Source organism: Gammaproteobacteria bacterium (assembly GCA_032250735.1).
GTDB lineage: Bacteria > Pseudomonadota > Gammaproteobacteria > SZUA-152 > SZUA-152 > SZUA-152.
The window spans coordinates 40,980-57,072 of sequence record JAVVEP010000011.1; the positions used below are offsets into that span (position 1 = coordinate 40,980).

General features: G+C 59.0%; 17 protein-coding genes. 12 read left to right on the forward strand and 5 right to left on the reverse strand.

Annotated features, from left to right (window positions below; genetic code table 11):
• Nucleotides 1-36 precede the first annotated feature (36 nt).
• The 10 genes from RRB22_08240 to RRB22_08285 all read left to right on the forward strand — a co-directional run bounded on the left by RRB22_08240 (nt 37) and on the right by RRB22_08285 (nt 7,379).
• Complete coding sequence (locus RRB22_08240; protein ID MDT8384390.1) at nt 37-1,107, forward strand: phosphotransferase; 1,071 nt, start codon at nt 37-39, stop codon at nt 1,105-1,107.
• A 45-nt stretch (nt 1,108-1,152) separates the two neighbouring features.
• On the forward strand, nt 1,153-1,836 hold the full coding sequence (locus RRB22_08245) for a nucleotidyltransferase family protein (protein MDT8384391.1): 684 nt from the start codon (nt 1,153-1,155) through the stop codon (nt 1,834-1,836).
• 137 nt (nt 1,837-1,973) lie between these two features.
• On the forward strand, nt 1,974-2,621 hold the full coding sequence (uvrY, locus tag RRB22_08250; protein ID MDT8384392.1) for a UvrY/SirA/GacA family response regulator transcription factor: 648 nt from the start codon (nt 1,974-1,976) through the stop codon (nt 2,619-2,621).
• A gap of 205 nt (nt 2,622-2,826) precedes the next feature.
• The gene (locus RRB22_08255) at nt 2,827-3,345 is read left to right on the forward strand and encodes a TlpA disulfide reductase family protein (GenBank protein ID MDT8384393.1); all 519 of its coding nucleotides are present in this window, start codon (nt 2,827-2,829) and stop codon (nt 3,343-3,345) included.
• Between the two features lie 90 nt (nt 3,346-3,435).
• Nucleotides 3,436-4,002 (forward strand): thioredoxin family protein, encoded by a 567-nt coding sequence (locus RRB22_08260; protein MDT8384394.1) that lies wholly within the window; start codon nt 3,436-3,438, stop codon nt 4,000-4,002.
• The gene (locus tag RRB22_08265) at nt 3,999-5,390 is read left to right on the forward strand and encodes a TolC family protein (protein ID MDT8384395.1); all 1,392 of its coding nucleotides are present in this window, start codon (nt 3,999-4,001) and stop codon (nt 5,388-5,390) included. Before RRB22_08260 ends, RRB22_08265 begins: the two co-directional genes overlap by 4 nt.
• On the forward strand, nt 5,387-6,208 hold the full coding sequence (locus RRB22_08270) for an efflux RND transporter periplasmic adaptor subunit (protein MDT8384396.1): 822 nt from the start codon (nt 5,387-5,389) through the stop codon (nt 6,206-6,208). Before RRB22_08265 ends, RRB22_08270 begins: the two co-directional genes overlap by 4 nt.
• Nucleotides 6,208-6,474, forward strand: coding sequence for an acylphosphatase (locus RRB22_08275; protein ID MDT8384397.1), 267 nt, complete (start codon nt 6,208-6,210; stop codon nt 6,472-6,474). The genes RRB22_08270 and RRB22_08275 overlap by 1 nt, the downstream gene beginning before the upstream one ends.
• Before the next feature lie 28 nt (nt 6,475-6,502).
• Complete coding sequence (locus RRB22_08280; GenBank protein ID MDT8384398.1) at nt 6,503-6,886, forward strand: cupin domain-containing protein; 384 nt, start codon at nt 6,503-6,505, stop codon at nt 6,884-6,886.
• Nucleotides 6,887-6,947: 61 nt separating this feature from the next.
• Entirely contained in the window at nt 6,948-7,379 is a 432-nt protein-coding gene (locus tag RRB22_08285) for a hypothetical protein (protein MDT8384399.1), read from the forward strand.
• A gap of 86 nt (nt 7,380-7,465) precedes the next feature.
• Here the strand turns inward: RRB22_08285 and RRB22_08290 are convergent, their stop codons facing one another.
• From RRB22_08290 to RRB22_08310, 5 genes are all read right to left on the reverse strand, one after another.
• Complete coding sequence (locus RRB22_08290) at nt 7,466-8,071, reverse strand: lytic transglycosylase domain-containing protein (protein ID MDT8384400.1); 606 nt, start codon at nt 8,069-8,071, stop codon at nt 7,466-7,468.
• 5 nt (nt 8,072-8,076) lie between these two features.
• Nucleotides 8,077-9,801 carry a proline--tRNA ligase gene (locus RRB22_08295; protein MDT8384401.1) on the reverse strand — a complete coding sequence of 575 codons (1,725 nt, stop codon included), beginning with the start codon at nt 9,799-9,801 and terminating at the stop codon, nt 8,077-8,079.
• A 111-nt stretch (nt 9,802-9,912) separates the two neighbouring features.
• On the reverse strand, nt 9,913-10,326 hold the full coding sequence (locus tag RRB22_08300; protein MDT8384402.1) for a hypothetical protein: 414 nt from the start codon (nt 10,324-10,326) through the stop codon (nt 9,913-9,915).
• Nucleotides 10,327-10,485: 159 nt separating this feature from the next.
• Nucleotides 10,486-11,325 (reverse strand): carboxylating nicotinate-nucleotide diphosphorylase, encoded by an 840-nt coding sequence (gene nadC, locus RRB22_08305; GenBank protein MDT8384403.1) that lies wholly within the window; start codon nt 11,323-11,325, stop codon nt 10,486-10,488.
• Nucleotides 11,318-12,208, reverse strand: a complete 891-nt coding sequence (locus RRB22_08310; GenBank protein MDT8384404.1) for a class I SAM-dependent methyltransferase — start codon at nt 12,206-12,208, stop codon at nt 11,318-11,320. The genes nadC and RRB22_08310 overlap by 8 nt, the downstream gene beginning before the upstream one ends.
• A gap of 339 nt (nt 12,209-12,547) precedes the next feature.
• Here RRB22_08310 and RRB22_08315 point away from each other — a divergent pair, with 339 nt between their 5' ends.
• Entirely contained in the window at nt 12,548-13,606 is a 1,059-nt protein-coding gene (locus tag RRB22_08315; GenBank protein ID MDT8384405.1) for a substrate-binding domain-containing protein, read from the forward strand.
• Nucleotides 13,607-13,635: 29 nt separating this feature from the next.
• Nucleotides 13,636-16,023, forward strand: coding sequence for an EAL domain-containing protein (locus RRB22_08320; GenBank protein ID MDT8384406.1), 2,388 nt, complete (start codon nt 13,636-13,638; stop codon nt 16,021-16,023).
• Nucleotides 16,024-16,093: the final 70 nt, after the last annotated feature.

Below are 16,093 nucleotides of genomic sequence, written 5' to 3' on the forward strand. Positions count from 1 at the left end.
TCGATACGGTGCGAAACGGGAGTCTGGGGAAAGTAAATGCCACAACGGCTTGATGCACTGACCAACTGGTTGCACGATGTGTTGAATGCTGACGCGAGCGACGCGCGGCCGGTCGTGGATGTTCGGTTAACACCCGCATCGACGGATGCAAGCTTTCGCCGCTATTTTCGTCTGCAGGTTCCACTATCACATGCGGGACCCTTGAATACCGCCCAGATGAAACCCGGTACCACTCAGCCTGCCGACGCGCAGCTGGTGAGCTTGATAGCGATGGATGCCCCGCCTGGCAAGGAAGAGACGGGGCCCTTTGTGCGCATTGCAAACCTGCTGGCGGAACTCCGGCTTAATGCTCCCCGGGTGTTGGCGCAGAATACCGAGCAGGGATTTTTGCTGCTAAGTGATTTGGGTGTGCAATCCTATCTCGATGTCCTCGACGAGCACAATGTCGATGCCCTGTACGCCGACGCCCTGGATGCCCTGTTGACCATGCAACGGGACGCTCCCCGTGACAGCACGTTGCTGCCGGCCTACGACCATGGCCTGCTGCTGCGGGAGATGGGCCTGTTCCGTGACTGGTATTGTGATCAATACTGCAAGGCGCCGTTTTCTGCGACGCAATGGTCTGACCTCGAGGCGATCTTTCAGCAGCTTGCCGATGCCGCCCTGGCGCAACCCCAGGTATTCGTGCATCGCGATTATCATTCACGCAACTTGATGCGCACCATTACCGATAACCCGGGCATTCTGGATTTTCAGGATGCGGTGATCGGCCCGGTCACCTACGATCTGGTGTCGCTGTTGCGCGATTGTTATATCGCCTGGCCGCGTTCCCGGGTGGAGGCCTGGGCACTGGATTACCTGCACCGTGCGGCGAGGGAGGGGCTCATCGCCCGGCAATCCGATGCGACCTATTTGTGCTGGTTTGACTGGATGGGAGTGCAACGCCACCTGAAGGCGGTGGGGATTTTTGCCCGCTTGTGCCTGCGGGATGGCAAGCCGGGTTATCTCAATGATATCCCCCGCACCTTGAATTATGTGCGTGATGTCTCAGCCCGTTACCCCGAGTTGAAGCCGCTACGGCTGCTGCTCGAGGCCCTGCCCCGATGAGGCCACCATGCCGGCGCGGGCCATGATTTGCAGCAGCCCCTCCCAATGAAGGCGATGATCCTTGCCGCCGGACGGGGTGAACGCATGCGGCCGCTGACCGATCGTCTGCCCAAACCGTTGCTGCCGGTGGCCGGCAAGCCCCTCATTCAGTGGCATATCGAGGCCTTGCAGCGCGCCGGTTTCACTGAGATCGTCATCAATCACGCTTGGCTCGGGCAGCAGATCGAGCAGACGCTGGGCAACGGTGCGGCGTTTGGGGTGAGCATCGTCTATTCGGCAGAGGGCGAGAGCGGGCTGGAAACCGGAGGCGGGATTTATCGCGCCTTGCCCCTGCTGAGTGCACCAGAGAGCGATGCGCCGTTTCTGGTCATCAATGCCGATGTGGTGACCGATGTGGATTTTTCCCGCTTGCCACGTCAGATCTCCGGTCTGGCGCATCTGGTGCTGGTGCCAAACCCGGCACACCATCCGCAGGGGGATTTTGTGTTGCAGGGTGGCAAAGTCACAGCGGCGGGCGAGCCACGGCTCACTTTTAGTGGTATCGGTATTTATCGTCCAGGCCTGTTTGCGCACTGTAGCCCCGGCGTCTTTCCGTTGGCGCCGCTACTCTGTCAGGCGATGCAGCAGGGGCAGGTGAGTGGGGAATATCACCCCGGTGTGTGGCTCGACGTGGGCACACCCGCTCGCCTGTCGCTGGCAGAGGCGCTGTTCGTTTCGGGGCGCATATAGGATTTAAGAATATAAGCATGGTCTTATATAACCTGACGACAATATAATGCTTGCATCCTGTAGGCATTTTCCTACACTGTGTAGGGCAACACGGCCCATGCTGTGTCGGTGCGGTTCCGGGAGGGGTGGCGAGTCGGATGATTAAAGTGATGGTCGTGGACGACCACGAGTTGGTTCGAACAGGGATTACCCGGATTTTGAACGATGCCCCCGGTATTCGCGTCGTGGGCGAGGCCGCCAGTGGTGAAGAGGCACTGGATGTGGTGCGCGAAAAATCGCCCGACGTCCTGCTGATGGACGTCAGCATGCCCGGCATCGGTGGCCTCGAGGCCACCCGCAAACTTGTGCAGCATGATCCCCGACTAAAGGTCATTGTGGTATCGGTGCATGCGGAGGAACCCTTTCCCAGCCGCATGATGAAGGCAGGCGCCAGCGGTTATCTCACCAAGGGCTGCGCCGTAGACGAGATCGTTGCGGCCATCAAGGCCGTGCATGCCGGTGAACGTTACATTGGCGCCGACATCGCCCAGACCCTGGCCCTGAAGATGATCCCGGGCGGCGACCTGTCCCCCTTTGATGCCCTCTCTCCGCGTGAAATGCAGGTGATGCTAATGCTGACCCAGGGCCAACGTTTACAGGTGATCTCTGACAAGCTGTGCCTGAGTCCCAAGACCGTCAGTACCTATCGTCACCGGCTGTATGAAAAACTGAAAGTGGGCAGCGACGTCGATCTGGCGCGACTGGCCATGAATTACGGCATTATTGATGCCGTAGCGGATGCATAACCATCACGGGAGCGATTCCGCCTTCCCGTCGTACTTTCTCTGTCTGATACTCCACTTAGCATCCAAGATGGTGTGATGGGGTGAACACTCGCCGGAAGTGGTTGTCATAGCTAGGCACATTCAGGCACTATTTTGCCTGGCATTTAATCGAGGAGTCAGCACCAATATGAGCGTTTTTTACCGTGCAAGGGCAGGTGTCTTGTGTTTGCTGACCGTACTGCTGCTGACCGCCAATGCCCAGGCCGAACCTGTCGAGTTTGAGCTGCTCGACATGAAGGGGGCGAAACACAAATTATCGGACTACCGCGGAAAATGGGTGGTGGTGAATTACTGGGCGACCTGGTGCCCCCCTTGCCTTACGGAGATCCCGGAGCTGGTGGATTTTCATGAAGACCACAAAGACCGAGATGCCGTGGTGCTGGGAATCAATTTTGAGGATATCAGTCTCAATGGTCTGAAACAGTTCTCCGAGGAATACTTTATGAATTACCCTGTGCTGCGCACCAGTCCGGGCCCCGCGTCCGAACTTGGGCCCATCCCCGGCCTGCCGACCACCTATATGGTGTCGCCATCGGGTGAGGTGGTTGCCCGTCAGGTGGGGCCTGTGACGGCAAAGCTGATTAATGATTTCATTGCCCAGCAATCGGAACAATCCGCTGCACAACAAGCGGATCAACAACCGGAACAACAGCCAGAGCAACAACAGGAGCAGCAAGTGCCGTAATGTCATAACGGCTTGATTGACCTGCATGTGTGTTCCCGGCTTGGCCGCAATATGACCGGCACCAAAACTGACTGTGAGCCTGTTGAGATGATGAAACTTCTATACTGTCGTTATTGCCTGATGCTGCTCCTGTCGGTGGCCGGGATGTTGGCCTGGACGGGTTCCGTACAGGCGGCCGTCGGCAAGGATCCCTATACCTATTTCTTTCATAGCACCTGGGGGCAGTTTCCGGAGGAACTGGAAAAGGCCCGTGCCGAGGGCAAGAAGGGAATCTTACTGTTCTTTGAGCTGGACGAATGTCCGTTCTGCCATCGCATGAAGACCCAGGTGCTGAATCAGCCCGAGGTGCAGGCCTTTTTTCGCGAGCATTTCCTGAACTTCCATATCGATATCGAAGGTGACGTGGAAATGACCGATTTCGATGGTCAGGTCACCACGCAAAAGGTGTTTTCCGCGAAGGATAACCGCGTACGGGCCACCCCCGTGTTCGCCTTTTATGATCTCGAGGGTAAGCAAATTGTGCGTTATACCGGGGCAACCTCGGGGGTGGATGAGTTCCTGTTGCTGGGTGACTACGTGACCCAGGGAATCTATAAACAGATGCCCTTCACCAAATATAAACGGCAGCAGGCCAAGGCCGCGTCACAGGCGCAATGAGCTTGCTGTATGGTGTTGCGCGCAAGGCGGTGAGCGATAGCGTTAACGGCTGCTGCCGCCGGCCCGCCGGCATTCTGCTGGCGCTGTTGTGTCTGCCGTTCATCGCGCAGGCCGCTGAGCCAGAGGACTGGCCCGACATATTAAGCCTTGACTACGCACTGTCCCAGGCCTCTCATGAACACCCACAACTGCAAATAGCGGTCGCCCGGATTGACCAGCAGCGCGCCTCTGTGGCTGCGACCGAGGCACAGACCGGCCTGCAGAGCGGGATTGCTGCACGCCTGCGCTGGGTTGAGCCTCCCGCCATCGCCCCGGATCAGTCGCAGGATGATCACAGCCTCAGTCTTTATGTCGATAAGGTGCTGTATGACTTCGGGCGTAGTGCGGCGCAGCTGGCGGCGGGCGAGGCTGCGACGCTGAGCGTTGAGCAGCGTTATCGGGAGGCCGAAAATCGTCATCGGCTGGCGATTCTGGCCGCCTATTTTGATGTGCTGCTGGCCGACCAGGCCTATGCGCGTGACAACGAGGATATGTCGATGTTCTATGTGCGTGCCGATCGCGCCAGTCAGCGCAATGAGCTGGGCCAGTTGTCGGACATCGAGTTGCTGGAGCAGCGCAGTCAGTATCAGGAGTCGCGGGTGCGACGTTATCGCAGCAGCGTGGCACAGCGCACAACCCGTGCCCAGCTGGCGAATGTGCTGAACCGCCCGGGCCGGTTGCCGCGTGATCTGGAGGAGCCGAAGCTGGATATCCTGCAGCGTGCCATTCCGGACGATACCCAGGCCTGGCTGTCCGAGGCCGAGGAAAATAATCCGCTGTTAGCGGCCTATCGGCTGCGTGTGGAGGCGGCGACGGCACAGTTGGATGCCGCCAGCGCCAGCGATAATCCGACCCTGCTGGGCAGCGCCGAGGTGTCGCGTTATTCCCGGGAACTGGGCTCAAACGACAACTGGCGTGCGGGGGTGTCGGTGGACGTGCCCTTGACCACGGGTGGGCGCAGTCAGGCCGAGCGCGCCAAACGCCGTGCCGAAGTGGCGGCCGCCCGTGCCGAGCTGGAGCAGCAGCGGCGGGACATCCGTCAGGCCATCATGGAGACCTGGGGCGAGTTGCAGTCATTAAAGGTGACGCGTGATCAGGTACAGGCCGAGACCGAGTTTCGTGATCTCTATCTGGACCGCAGCCGCGCGCTGTATGAAATGGAAGTGAAGTCTGATCTGGGTGATGCGATGGTCAAAACCACCGCCGCGCGTTACCAGATGATGAAAACGGATCTTATGATGGGCCTGGCCTGGGCGCGACTGGAAGCCCTGTTGGGCCGAACGGTGTTTGCCGAACATTCCGCTACCCCATCTGCTGTGTCATCAGCTCAAGTGGAGAAAAACCCATGATACCCGCCGTCCCTTTTTCGACCACGCCACCGCAGCACACCGCCACTCGTAAAAAGAGTCACCGCTGGCGTTATGCCTTGCTGCTGATGCTGGGCCCGATCTTTTCAGGCGTGGTGAATGCGGAAGAGCTGGAGGCAACGGTGTTGTGGGCCAATAAGACCCCGCTGGGCACGCCGACATCCGGTGTGGTGGTGGCGGTGAATGCCGGTGTCGGCGACTTTGTGAAACGCGGCAGCGTCCTGATGAGCCTCGATCGTCGAAGTCAGCAGGCCGACGTGCTGGCCCAGCGGGCGGCGCTCAAGCGGGCGGAAAATGATCTGGCGGAGGCCGGGCGTGAACTGCAGCGCACACAGGAACTGTACGATCGCACCCTGCTGTCGAACCATGAGCTGGAGGTCGCGGTCATCCAGCGCGATGCCGCCGAGGCCAACCTGCAGATGACCAGGGCCAGCCTGCTGCAGGCTGAGCTGGATCTGGAATACGCAACTCTAACGGCTCCATTTGACGCCTGGGTCATCAGCCGCGACGTTGCGGTCGGGCAGACCATCGTCAGCCGCCTGCAGGCGACACCGCTGTTCGAGCTGGCCGAGGCCGGCGCCATGCTGGCGCGCACCGCGGTATCGGCCAAACGCCTGTCTTCGCTGCAAAAGGGGAGTAAGGCGACGGTGAGCGTGGCCGGAAAATCCTATACGGGGCAGGTGGCGCATATTGCGCTGGAGCCCATAGCACCGGGCGCCACAGAATATGCGGTCGACGTGATGTTTGCTTCGGGCAAAACCCTGCTGCGTGCGGGCCTGCCGGCGAAGGTGAGTTTTTAGTGGCGTGTCTGCGCTGTACGGTATCCGGCCATGTGCAGGGTGTGTTTTATCGCGCCTCTGCCCGGCATGAGGCCGAACGGCGCGGTATTTCTGGTTATGCCCGGAATCTGGAGGATGGTTCGGTCGAGGTGCTGGCCTGCGCTGATAAAACCGCACTGGATGAGCTGTGCGCCTGGCTGGCCAAGGGTCCACCACAGGCAAGCGTCACCCGCGTGAGTTGTGTGCCGGTAGATTGTGCCTTTACGCCAGGCTTCAGTGTGGAGTAACCGGGTGGCGAGGGGGGATGTACGGGTTATGGAGCATAGCTTGAAAACGCGCTATCAGGCGGCCACTCCCTACGTGACCCGGGACGGTTCCGTTATCCGCGAGCTGCTGCACCCCGCGCAGCATGCCGCCGCGCTGGGCGCGGAGCGGCAGAGCCTGGCGGAGGCGACGGTGACGGCCGGCCAGTCGACCAGCCTGCATCGGCACCATCGCAGTGAAGAGCTCTATCATATTACCGCCGGCCATGGCCTGATGACCCTGGCGGCGGAAAGCTTTGCGGTTTGTGCGGGCGATACGGTCTGTATCCCGCCGGGCACGCCACACCGGATCGAGAATACCGGCGATGTCGAACTGAAGATATTGTGTTGTTGCGCGCCGGCCTATGCCCACGAGGATACCGAGCTACTGGAATAACGGATGACCGCTGTCGGACGAGACAGGGGATGGGTCTATTAAAATGGGAATGAAAACGGGAATGAAAACGGGAATAGGGGTCTGCGTGGCCCTGCTGCTGTTGCTGGTGATGTCGTCGTTCAGCTGGGCACAAGCGGACAGCCGTCAGAAGATAGAGCTACCGGAGATGATGCAGGCGCATATGCTCGCCAATATGCGTGACCACCTGGAGGCCATCAACCGCATCTTGCTGCAGCTGTCCGCCGGTGAACTTGAGCGGGCCGCAGATACCGCCGAGCAGGCCCTGGGCATGAGTTCACTGGACAAGCACGGCGCGGAACATCTTACCCGGTTTATGCCGGAGGCGATGCGCCAGGCCGGCACGGACATGCATCGTGCGGCGAGCCGGTTTGCCCTGCAGGCGCAGGAAGGTGATGTGTTGCGGGCGTATGCCGCCTTGCAGGAGGTCACTGCCGCCTGTGTGGCCTGTCACGCGGCCTATCGCATTCACTGACGTCATGGGCAGGAGGGCGCCGCAATGGCGCCTCCTGGTGTGCTGTTGTATCCCTGACCTCCATCCATGGATCTGTGATTGGAGACCTAACGGGATCGGAACCAGCGGTCGCGCAGGGTATTGAATACGCGGTTGGGATACCATTCCTTGCCGAGGCTGCCGTTGTAGCGGGCCAGGGCGCGCTGGAAATCGCCTTTCTCCCGTTGCAGGTAGTGTTTGAGGATGGTGCAGCCAAAGCGCAGATTGGTGCGGGTGTCGAACAGGTTGTCGCCGGCCTGGGGGATCTCCTTGAGCCAGAAAGGCATGATCTGCATCAGGCCCTGGGCGCCGACCCGGGAGATGGCCCAACGGTTGAAGTTACTCTCGACGTTGATGACCGCCAGTACCAGCTCCGGGGCCAGCTCGGCCCGCGTGGCCTCATAGTGAATATTCTTCAGCAGCTCGAGCCGTTCGGCGTCATCCGGCACCCGCGACTTGAGCCGGGTGGACATATCCATCAGCCAGACCTCGGCCTCGAAGCGGTCGCTGAAGCTGTCGGATTCGCCGATGGCCTTTTCCAGCACCTCCCGCAGGTTGGCGTCGGGCCGCTCCTGGGTGGCCGCCGGCGAGAGGCCTGGGACCAGCGTCAGCGCCAACACTAGCAACGCCTGTGGGGCGATGTGGCATGACGGAGAGGAGGGCAGAAAGGGCATGGTGTTTATGTCGACGGAGTGCTCTTTTCCTTGAGGAAATGGATCACAGCGGCGAGCTCGACATCCTGGCTGTCGGCGTCGCTGCGGCCCTTGTATTCGATGCTGCCGGCATCCAGCCCACGCTCGCCCAGTACCAGGCGATGGGGAATGCCCACCAGCTCCATATCGGCAAACATCACCCCAGGGCGTTCCTTGCGATCATCCAGCAGCACCTCAAAGCCGGCGGCCCGCAGTTCGGTGTATAGCTGCTCCGCGGCCTCACGCACCCGTTGTGACTTGTGCAGGTTCATCGGCACCAGGGCCACCTGAAAGGGGGCAATGGCCGCGGGCCAGACGATGCCCCGCTCATCGTTGTTCTGCTCGATAGCAGCGGCCACCACACGGGATACGCCGATACCGTAACAGCCCATGGTCATCACCGTGGCCTTGCCATTTTCATCCAGCACCGTGGCCTTCATGGCCTCGGCGTATTTCTGGCCTAACTGGAAGATGTGACCTACCTCGATGCCGCGCTTGATGGAGAGCGTGCCATGACCGTCGGGGCTGGGATCACCCTCGACCACGCTGCGCAGGTCGGCGACCTCGGGCAGGGGCAGGTCGCGTTGCCAGTTGATGCCGAAATAGTGGCGGTCATCGATGTTGGCGCCGGCGCTGAAGTCGCTCATGGCCGCCACGCTGCGGTCGGCGAGGCAGGGGATCGGCAGGTTCATCGGGCCCAGCGAGCCCGGGCCGGCGCCGATGGCGGCGCGGATGGCTTCCTCGCTGGCGAACTCCAGGGGGCTGGCAACCTGCGGCAGTTTTTCCGCCTTGATGGCGTTGAGCTCGTGGTCGCCGCGCACCAGCAGGGCCAGCAGCGGGCACTCGGCGCCCTCGCTGGCATGCACCACCAGGGTCTTGACGGTTTTCTCGATGGGCAGGGCAAACTGGCTCACCAGCTCGTCGATGGTTTTGGCCTTGGGGGTCTCCACCAGGGTCAGCTCGGCCGTGGGGGCCGGACGCTCACCGGCCGGGGCCAGGGCCTCGGCCAGCTCCACATTAGCCGCGTAATCGCTCTCGCTGGAGAAGGCAATAGCATCCTCGCCGGACTCCGCCAGCACATGGAATTCATGTGAGGCGTTGCCGCCGATGGAGCCGGTGTCCGCCTGTACGGGACGGAATTCCAGCCCCAGCCGGGTGAAGATATTGCTATAGGCGGCGAACATGACCTCATAGGTCTCCTGCAACGAGGCCTCGGTGGCATGGAAGGAGTAGGCGTCCTTCATCAGGAATTCGCGGGCCCGCATCACCCCGAAGCGCGGTCGGGTCTCGTCGCGAAACTTGGTCTGGATCTGGTAAAAATTGGCGGGCAGTTGTTTGTAGCTGCGCAGTTCACGGCGACAGAGATCGGTGATGACCTCTTCGTGGGTGGGGCCGAAACAGAATTCGCGCTGGTGACGGTCGCGCAGGCGCAGCAGCTCGCCGCCATACTGTTCCCAGCGCCCCGATTCCTGCCATAGCTCGGCCGGTTGCACGGCGGGCATCAGCAGCTCCTGCGCGCCGGCGCGATCCATCTCCTCGCGCACGATGCCTTCCACTTTGCGTAGCACCCGCAGCCCCATCGGCAGCCAGGTGTACAGGCCGGCGGCCAGCTTGCGGATCATGCCTGCGCGCAGCATTAACTGGTGACTAATGATCTCTGCATCGGCAGGGGTCTCTTTTTCGGTGGCGAGCAGGAACTGGGATGTGCGCATGGGGCGGGTGGTCTCTTGGAGTGTGGGGGAGAATTGTAAACGCCGGGCATAAAAAAGGGGAGCCTGCGAAAGGCTCCCCGGCCGGTGCTGTCGTTCGTCGGTGGGCGTGTTTTACTGCACCACTGCGGCGTTGGAGACAAACAGAATCTCGTCAAAGGTGCGATGCAGACTGGAGCTGTTGAAGTTGTGCATCACGGCGGCATCGGCCCATTGCACGGTATTTTCCGGCTTGACGCGCATCATTGTCGCGGCGATCCACACGTTTTTGCCGTTACCGGTGTCGACGTTCATGTAGGTGTAGCCGGCGGCGTGCATCATCTCTTTCACCACACCCTGTTTGGGCATGCCCTTGGCCTCATCAATGGCCGCCTGCTGCTGGGCGTTGAGTGCTGGCGCCTGGGGTGCGACCTGGGTTGGAGCTGGGGACGCTGTCTGTGCATCCTGGCTGGGCGCATCGCTGGATTCCGAACAGCCCGCCAGGGCAATCATTGCGGCGCAGAGGGCGAGTATTGGTAGGTGTTTCATAGTAGTCATTCCTCTTGAAGTCAGCGCGCACTTTAGCACAGCGGAAGCTTTTTCGGCCAATGGATATGGGGATGTGATCGCCATTTCAGGGGTATTTTTTCTGCAGCGCGGTGCTGCTGGCGGGAGCGTTTATATGCTCGGGTGATAGTGCGCAGGCGCTCAGTCCAGCAGCCGCATGGAGAGGTCGATGGCGCGGATGTCCTTGCTGAGGCTGCCGATGGAGATATAGTCCACGCCGGTGTGGGCGATGTCGCGGATGGTCTCAAGGCTGACCCCGCCCGAGGCCTCCAACAGGGTCTGGCCGTTGTTCAGCGCCACGGCCTCCCGCAGCCGGGGCAGGTTCATGTTGTCCAGCAGGATCTGGTCGACACCCGCATCCAGCGCCTGCTGCAGCTCCTCCAGATTCTCCACCTCGACCTCGACCTTGGTGCCAGGCTGTTGTGCCCGGGCGGACTGCACCGCGGCGCCGATCGAGCCGACCGCGAGGATGTGATTTTCCTTGATGAGGAAGGCATCAAACAGGCCGAAGCGGTGGTTGTGGCCGCCGCCGCAGCGCACCGCGTATTTTTGCGCGCTGCGCAGGCCGGGCAGGGTTTTGCGGGTATCCAGCACGCGGGTGTCGGTATCGTCGATGGCGCGGACAAATTGCCGGGTCTGGGTCGCGGTGGCCGAGAGCGTCTGCAGGAAATTCAGTGCGGTGCGTTCGCCGGTCAGCAACTGGCGTGCATTGCCGCTGAGGATGCAGAGCACCTGATCGGCGACAATGGCGTCCCCGTCCCTGGCCTGCCAGTCGATGCGGATCTGTTGATCCAGTTGCCGAAACACCTCATCGACCCAGGCCGTGCCGCACAGCACCGCATCCTCGCGACTGATGATGTGCGCGCGGGACTGGGTCTGCGGCGGAATCAAGGCGGCGGTAATGTCCCCGCTGCCGACGTCTTCGGCCAGCGCGGTCTGCACCACGCGCTGGAGGTCGGCGGGCAGGGGGAGGCTACTCATCGCGTTTCAATACCAGCAGCCGATAGGTCTTGTAGCGCTCAAACACGGCCTGGGTGCGGTTGCCCGCGAAGTATTTGTGTTTTTGCCGAGCGATCTTTTTCCCCAGCAGCAGGGTGAATATCCCCTTGATGGCCTTCCAGCTCAGCGGATAGTTGTCGGTCAGATAACGGTTAAGGGTCTGGCCGGCGGGCAGCAGCCGTAACATCAGCGTCTCATCCAGCAACTTAATGTTAGGACTGACCTTGTGGGTGATATCTTCATCGCGCAGTAGTGTGAACGGGTGTTTCTCCAGTTCGCGATAAAACTGTGCCATTTTGTGGCCGCCGCCGAAGCTTCTGTCGCCGGGCAGGCCATCGCCGGCGTGTTCGGTTTTGAAGAAATCACAAATCACTACCGTGCCGCCGGGTTTGAGAATCTGCGCCAGAATGGGGAACGAGGCGGACATGGGAATGTACTGGTAACTTTCACTGAATAGCGCGGCATCGTAATAGGCGCGGCGCTCCTCGACGGGGAACTGCTCGAAGGTGGTCTCGAACAGCCGGGCCGACCGCTCGGCATGTTCAGCCAGTCGTCGGCGCACCTGTTCGGCCAGCTTGGGGGCGGGTACCAGTCCATCCGCCACAAATCCCCGCTCGAGCAGCTGGCTGAGAATATGGCCGGTGCCACAGCCAATGTCGATCACCCGGGTGTCACCGCCCTCGGCGGAGGGCAGGGCCTGGATGATCAGGTCCGTGTAGCGCTGCTGGGCCGCCGCCAGATTGGAAAATCCCAGCGGCAGATCATCCTCCCACAGCCCATAGTGCAGGTCGTCGACGCCGAGGATCTGCTGGCCCAGTACCAGGCCCAGTTCCTTGCTGTTCATTTTTTCGGTGGAGTGACCCATGGTTCGCTTCTCTTGCTCGTTGCTTCGGTATTTTTTTATGGCCTCGCCACAAAATAAAGGCGCCACCAGGGCGCCGCGGCCGATACTAAAGGGTTAGTAGAAACCATTCAAGTTGCGGGGCGGAAGGGCCACAGGGCATGTCGGGGTGCAAGGGCCGGCAGCCGGACAATGGGCGGAAATTCCGCAAAAAAAACCAGACTTTAGCTACAGAATCCACCACCACAGGCCGAATTAGTAGTGATAGAGGCCTGGGCGGCGGAGCGAACTGCGTATCATCCGACAGGTAATGTTCAACCATTTGATTTGAATGGATTATTTAGATTTTTCAGGGAGACCGCGATGTTGTTCGATAAGTTGTCTGTTGTCTGGAAGGCGCATCTGCTGATAGGTTTCGGTGTGGTCTGCCTGTGGGCAGGGCAGGCGTTGGCGGAGGTCCCCGACCACCACGCGCATCACTCCCATGAGGGCAAGTTTAGTGATCCGGCGGTCCTGACACCGGTGCCGGAGGGGTGGTCAGAAAGGCCCATTCAGCATCTGCCGAAATACCAGGACGCCGATCTGGTCCTCTCGCTGGGGCAACAGAGCCATCCCCTGTTTAACGACCTCATCGCCCAATATGCCAGGGAACACAAGCTCAATATCGTCGTGGAGCATGGCACCTGCGGAATCACCTCCGGGCGTCTGCTGAAGAAAAAGGTGGATGTCGGTTCCTTCTGCTGTCCCGTAGGTGCAGATGACCGCCTGCCAGGTCTGAAATTTTATTCGATTGGTATCTCGCCGATTGCCCTGGTGGTCCATCCCGATAACCCCCTGCAGAATGTGACCACAGCACAGGCCAAAGAGATCTTCGCGGGCCAGATCTCCAACTGGTCGGAGATCTCTCCCGGCGTCAATCAGCTCATCAAACCGGTGGGACGCCTGCACTGTAAAACCCGCCCCGGGCATTGGCGCGCCTTATTGAAAAACGAGGATGAATTCAGCCCCCGTCTGTTTGAGGTGGGTGTGATCGGGGACATGATCTCGCAGGTGTCCCGCAGTGCCAGCAGTATTGGCTGGGAGACCCCACTGATGCTGGACGTCTATCAGGACAAGGGCGATGTGAAGGTGCTGGATATTGATGGGCATTCGCCTTCGGATATTGATTATGTATTAACCGGAAAATATCCGTTGTACCGCAGTTATAGCCTCTCTGCCTGGACCACCAAAAATAAGATCAATGATGAGGCCATTAAACTGATCAACTACCTGCGCCAGCACGTGGAAAAGGTGCATGCGGAGATCGGCTTTATTCCGGTATCACGATTAAAGGCGGCAGGTTGGAAATTCCTGGGCGATGAGTTGGTGGGTGAGCCGGGAATGGATGCTGCGGCAACCGACATGAGCCATCATGGCCATTAACCAATGACGGTGAATTTGTGCGAGGCCTGATGGTGTCCCTGCGGAATTGTTCGCTGACCCTTAAGATGCTGCTGTTGACGGCAGTGGTTGGCGTAGTGGTATGGGCGCTGTCCGATGCGGTGCAGACCTCGGTGCTCAGCGAGGTGTTTCGCGAAAAACTATCCGAACGCCTGAGTCGCGAGGCGGAAAAGCAGCGGATCATGTTTGACCGTTATGTAAAAGGACACCACACCGCCGTAAAGCTATTCGTTACCACTTCCCATCTGCACGACTATATCGAGAATACCGACTGGGCCACCAAACCCGCTGTGACCAAGGACATTAAATATTACAGCCGGCCGCCCAGCTGGTTGCCGCGGCTTTCGGTTATGCGAAATTTTCTACAGCCTCGCTATTTGTTGTTGCTGGACACCGATAATCATGTGCGTGAAGTTTATCAGGCGAGTAAGGAAGGTCTGCCCGATAAGTTGTTACGGCCGGATAACATGTTGCTGCGGCTAAGTCATGATCAAGGATATCTGACGAAAATTGACAATGCGCCCTATCTGGTCGCCTCGGAAAAGATTTTGGATAAAACCGGCAAGGCTGTAGCGACACTTGTGCTGGCTTCACCGCTGGATGAGCAGTTCCTCATTGCCTCGCAAGGCTCCCTGTTGTCGGATCAGAGTGCGATCGCCCTGTTGGCAGAACATGATCCACTAATACTGGTAAGCAGTAATCCCGCGCTTATCCAGGCCGGCAATTATCTGGGTGATCTGAAGAGCGGCTATTTGATGATCGGCCAGGGTTTTTTCGACTATGGTGCGACCGATATTATTATTGAGCTGGCCTCATTCGTGTCTATGGCCGAGATGAAAATGCTCACCCGGGAAGTAATCTCCGAAGAGCGGATGGTGCGTGGAATGACGGCGCTGGCGTTTATCGTGTCCTTTGTACTGATCATGTATCTGGTGACACGTCGGCTACAGAAATTTACCAGCTATGTCGTGAAGTTTTCAAAACACATCAATCATGACGAAGCTCCGGAAGAGAGTGGCGGGGATGAGATCGATATTCTGGAGCGCAATTTCAATCGTTTGGCGGATGCCGTTGAATCAGAAACGGCAGCGCTGGAATATCAGGCCCTGCACGATCCCCTGACAGAGCTGCCGAATCGAAAACTGCTGAACAATCGTCTGCAACAGGAGATATTACGGGTCGGACGTAATAAAAAATCCCTGGTGTTAATCATGAGTGACCTGAATCACTTTAAGGAGATTAACGACACCCTGGGGCACCATGTGGGTGATATTGTGTTGCAACAGGCTGCGACACGTCTGTTCCGTACCTTCCGAAAAACCGACAGCGTGGCGCGGCTTGGGGGTGATGAGTTTGCCATCTTGTTGCCCGAGACGTCCCTTGAGCAGGCCAGGCACATTTCACAAAAGGTGGTTGAGGCGTTTGAGATCCCCTTCGTGGTGGAAGGCAATAATCTGAGCCTGGGGATCAGCATGGGGCTGGTGGAATGTCCCACGCACGGTGATGACGTCAACATTCTTGTGCAGCGTGCTGATGTCGCCATGTATATCGCCAAACGCAACAATCTGGGGTTCAGTGTTTACGACCCCGACAAGGATACGCACAGCGTTGGTCGTCTGGCCCTGATGACCGAGTTCAGGACGGCGATCGAGGAATGCTCGCTGGATATTGTCTATCAGCCCAAGGTGGATTTTTCGACCCGGGAAATTATCGGTGCCGAGGCCCTGTTGCGTTGGAATCATCCCCAGCGGGGTTGCATTGAACCGGATGAATTTATTCCCCTGGCGGAGCAAACAGGCCTGATCAAACCGCTGACTACCTGGGTGCTGGACATGGCCGTGCAGCAGTGTCTGGAATGGCGGAGCATCTGGCCTGAATTCAATGTGGCCGTGAACCTGTCCGTGCACAATCTGCATGATGCGGCATTGCTTGATCAGGTCCGGCGCCTGATTGATGAACATCATATGCCGCCATCGTGCCTCACGCTGGAAATCACGGAAGGCGACATCATGTCAAATCCGATTCGTGCGCGAGAGATACTCGAGACACTCGATATGATGGGGATCGCCCTCTCGGTTGATGACTTTGGCACAGGCTATTCCTCATTAAGCTATCTGAAACAGTTGCCCGTCAGTGAGCTGAAGATTGATAAGTCCTTCGTCATGGAAATGATCGAGGACGAGAATGACGAGGTGATTGTGAAGGCGACCATCGACCTTGCGCATAACCTGGGGCTAAAGACTGTTGCCGAAGGTGTTGCTGATCAGAAGACCTGGGATTTCCTGCGCTCGCTCAACTGCGACATTGCGCAGGGCTATTTTATCTCGCGACCGGTGTCGGCAGAGGAATTCGCCCGTCTGGCATCATCCAGCCACTGGCCGGTATCTGCGTCGGGCTAGTCGATCATCAACAACGTGACGTATGTTGTTTCAGTTATGTTTTTGGGATTGCTTTCGGAATTGCATAAAT

Coding starts and splice junctions, on each gene's coding strand:
- RRB22_08240 (MDT8384390.1), top strand. CDS start 37: ATGCCACAACGGCTTGATGCACTGACCAACTGGTTGCACGATGTGTTG.
- RRB22_08320 (MDT8384406.1), top strand. CDS start 13,636: ATGGTGTCCCTGCGGAATTGTTCGCTGACCCTTAAGATGCTGCTGTTG.
- RRB22_08290 (MDT8384400.1), bottom strand. CDS start 8,071: ATGCCCTTTCTGCCCTCCTCTCCGTCATGCCACATCGCCCCACAGGCG.
- RRB22_08265 (MDT8384395.1), top strand. CDS start 3,999: ATGAGCTTGCTGTATGGTGTTGCGCGCAAGGCGGTGAGCGATAGCGTT.
- RRB22_08245 (MDT8384391.1), top strand. CDS start 1,153: ATGAAGGCGATGATCCTTGCCGCCGGACGGGGTGAACGCATGCGGCCG.
- RRB22_08315 (MDT8384405.1), top strand. CDS start 12,548: ATGTTGTTCGATAAGTTGTCTGTTGTCTGGAAGGCGCATCTGCTGATA.
- nadC (MDT8384403.1), bottom strand. CDS start 11,325: ATGAGTAGCCTCCCCCTGCCCGCCGACCTCCAGCGCGTGGTGCAGACC.
- RRB22_08300 (MDT8384402.1), bottom strand. CDS start 10,326: ATGAAACACCTACCAATACTCGCCCTCTGCGCCGCAATGATTGCCCTG.
- RRB22_08260 (MDT8384394.1), top strand. CDS start 3,436: ATGAAACTTCTATACTGTCGTTATTGCCTGATGCTGCTCCTGTCGGTG.
- RRB22_08270 (MDT8384396.1), top strand. CDS start 5,387: ATGATACCCGCCGTCCCTTTTTCGACCACGCCACCGCAGCACACCGCC.
- RRB22_08285 (MDT8384399.1), top strand. CDS start 6,948: ATGAAAACGGGAATAGGGGTCTGCGTGGCCCTGCTGCTGTTGCTGGTG.
- uvrY (MDT8384392.1), top strand. CDS start 1,974: ATGATTAAAGTGATGGTCGTGGACGACCACGAGTTGGTTCGAACAGGG.
- RRB22_08310 (MDT8384404.1), bottom strand. CDS start 12,208: ATGGGTCACTCCACCGAAAAAATGAACAGCAAGGAACTGGGCCTGGTA.
- RRB22_08295 (MDT8384401.1), bottom strand. CDS start 9,801: ATGCGCACATCCCAGTTCCTGCTCGCCACCGAAAAAGAGACCCCTGCC.
- RRB22_08280 (MDT8384398.1), top strand. CDS start 6,503: ATGGAGCATAGCTTGAAAACGCGCTATCAGGCGGCCACTCCCTACGTG.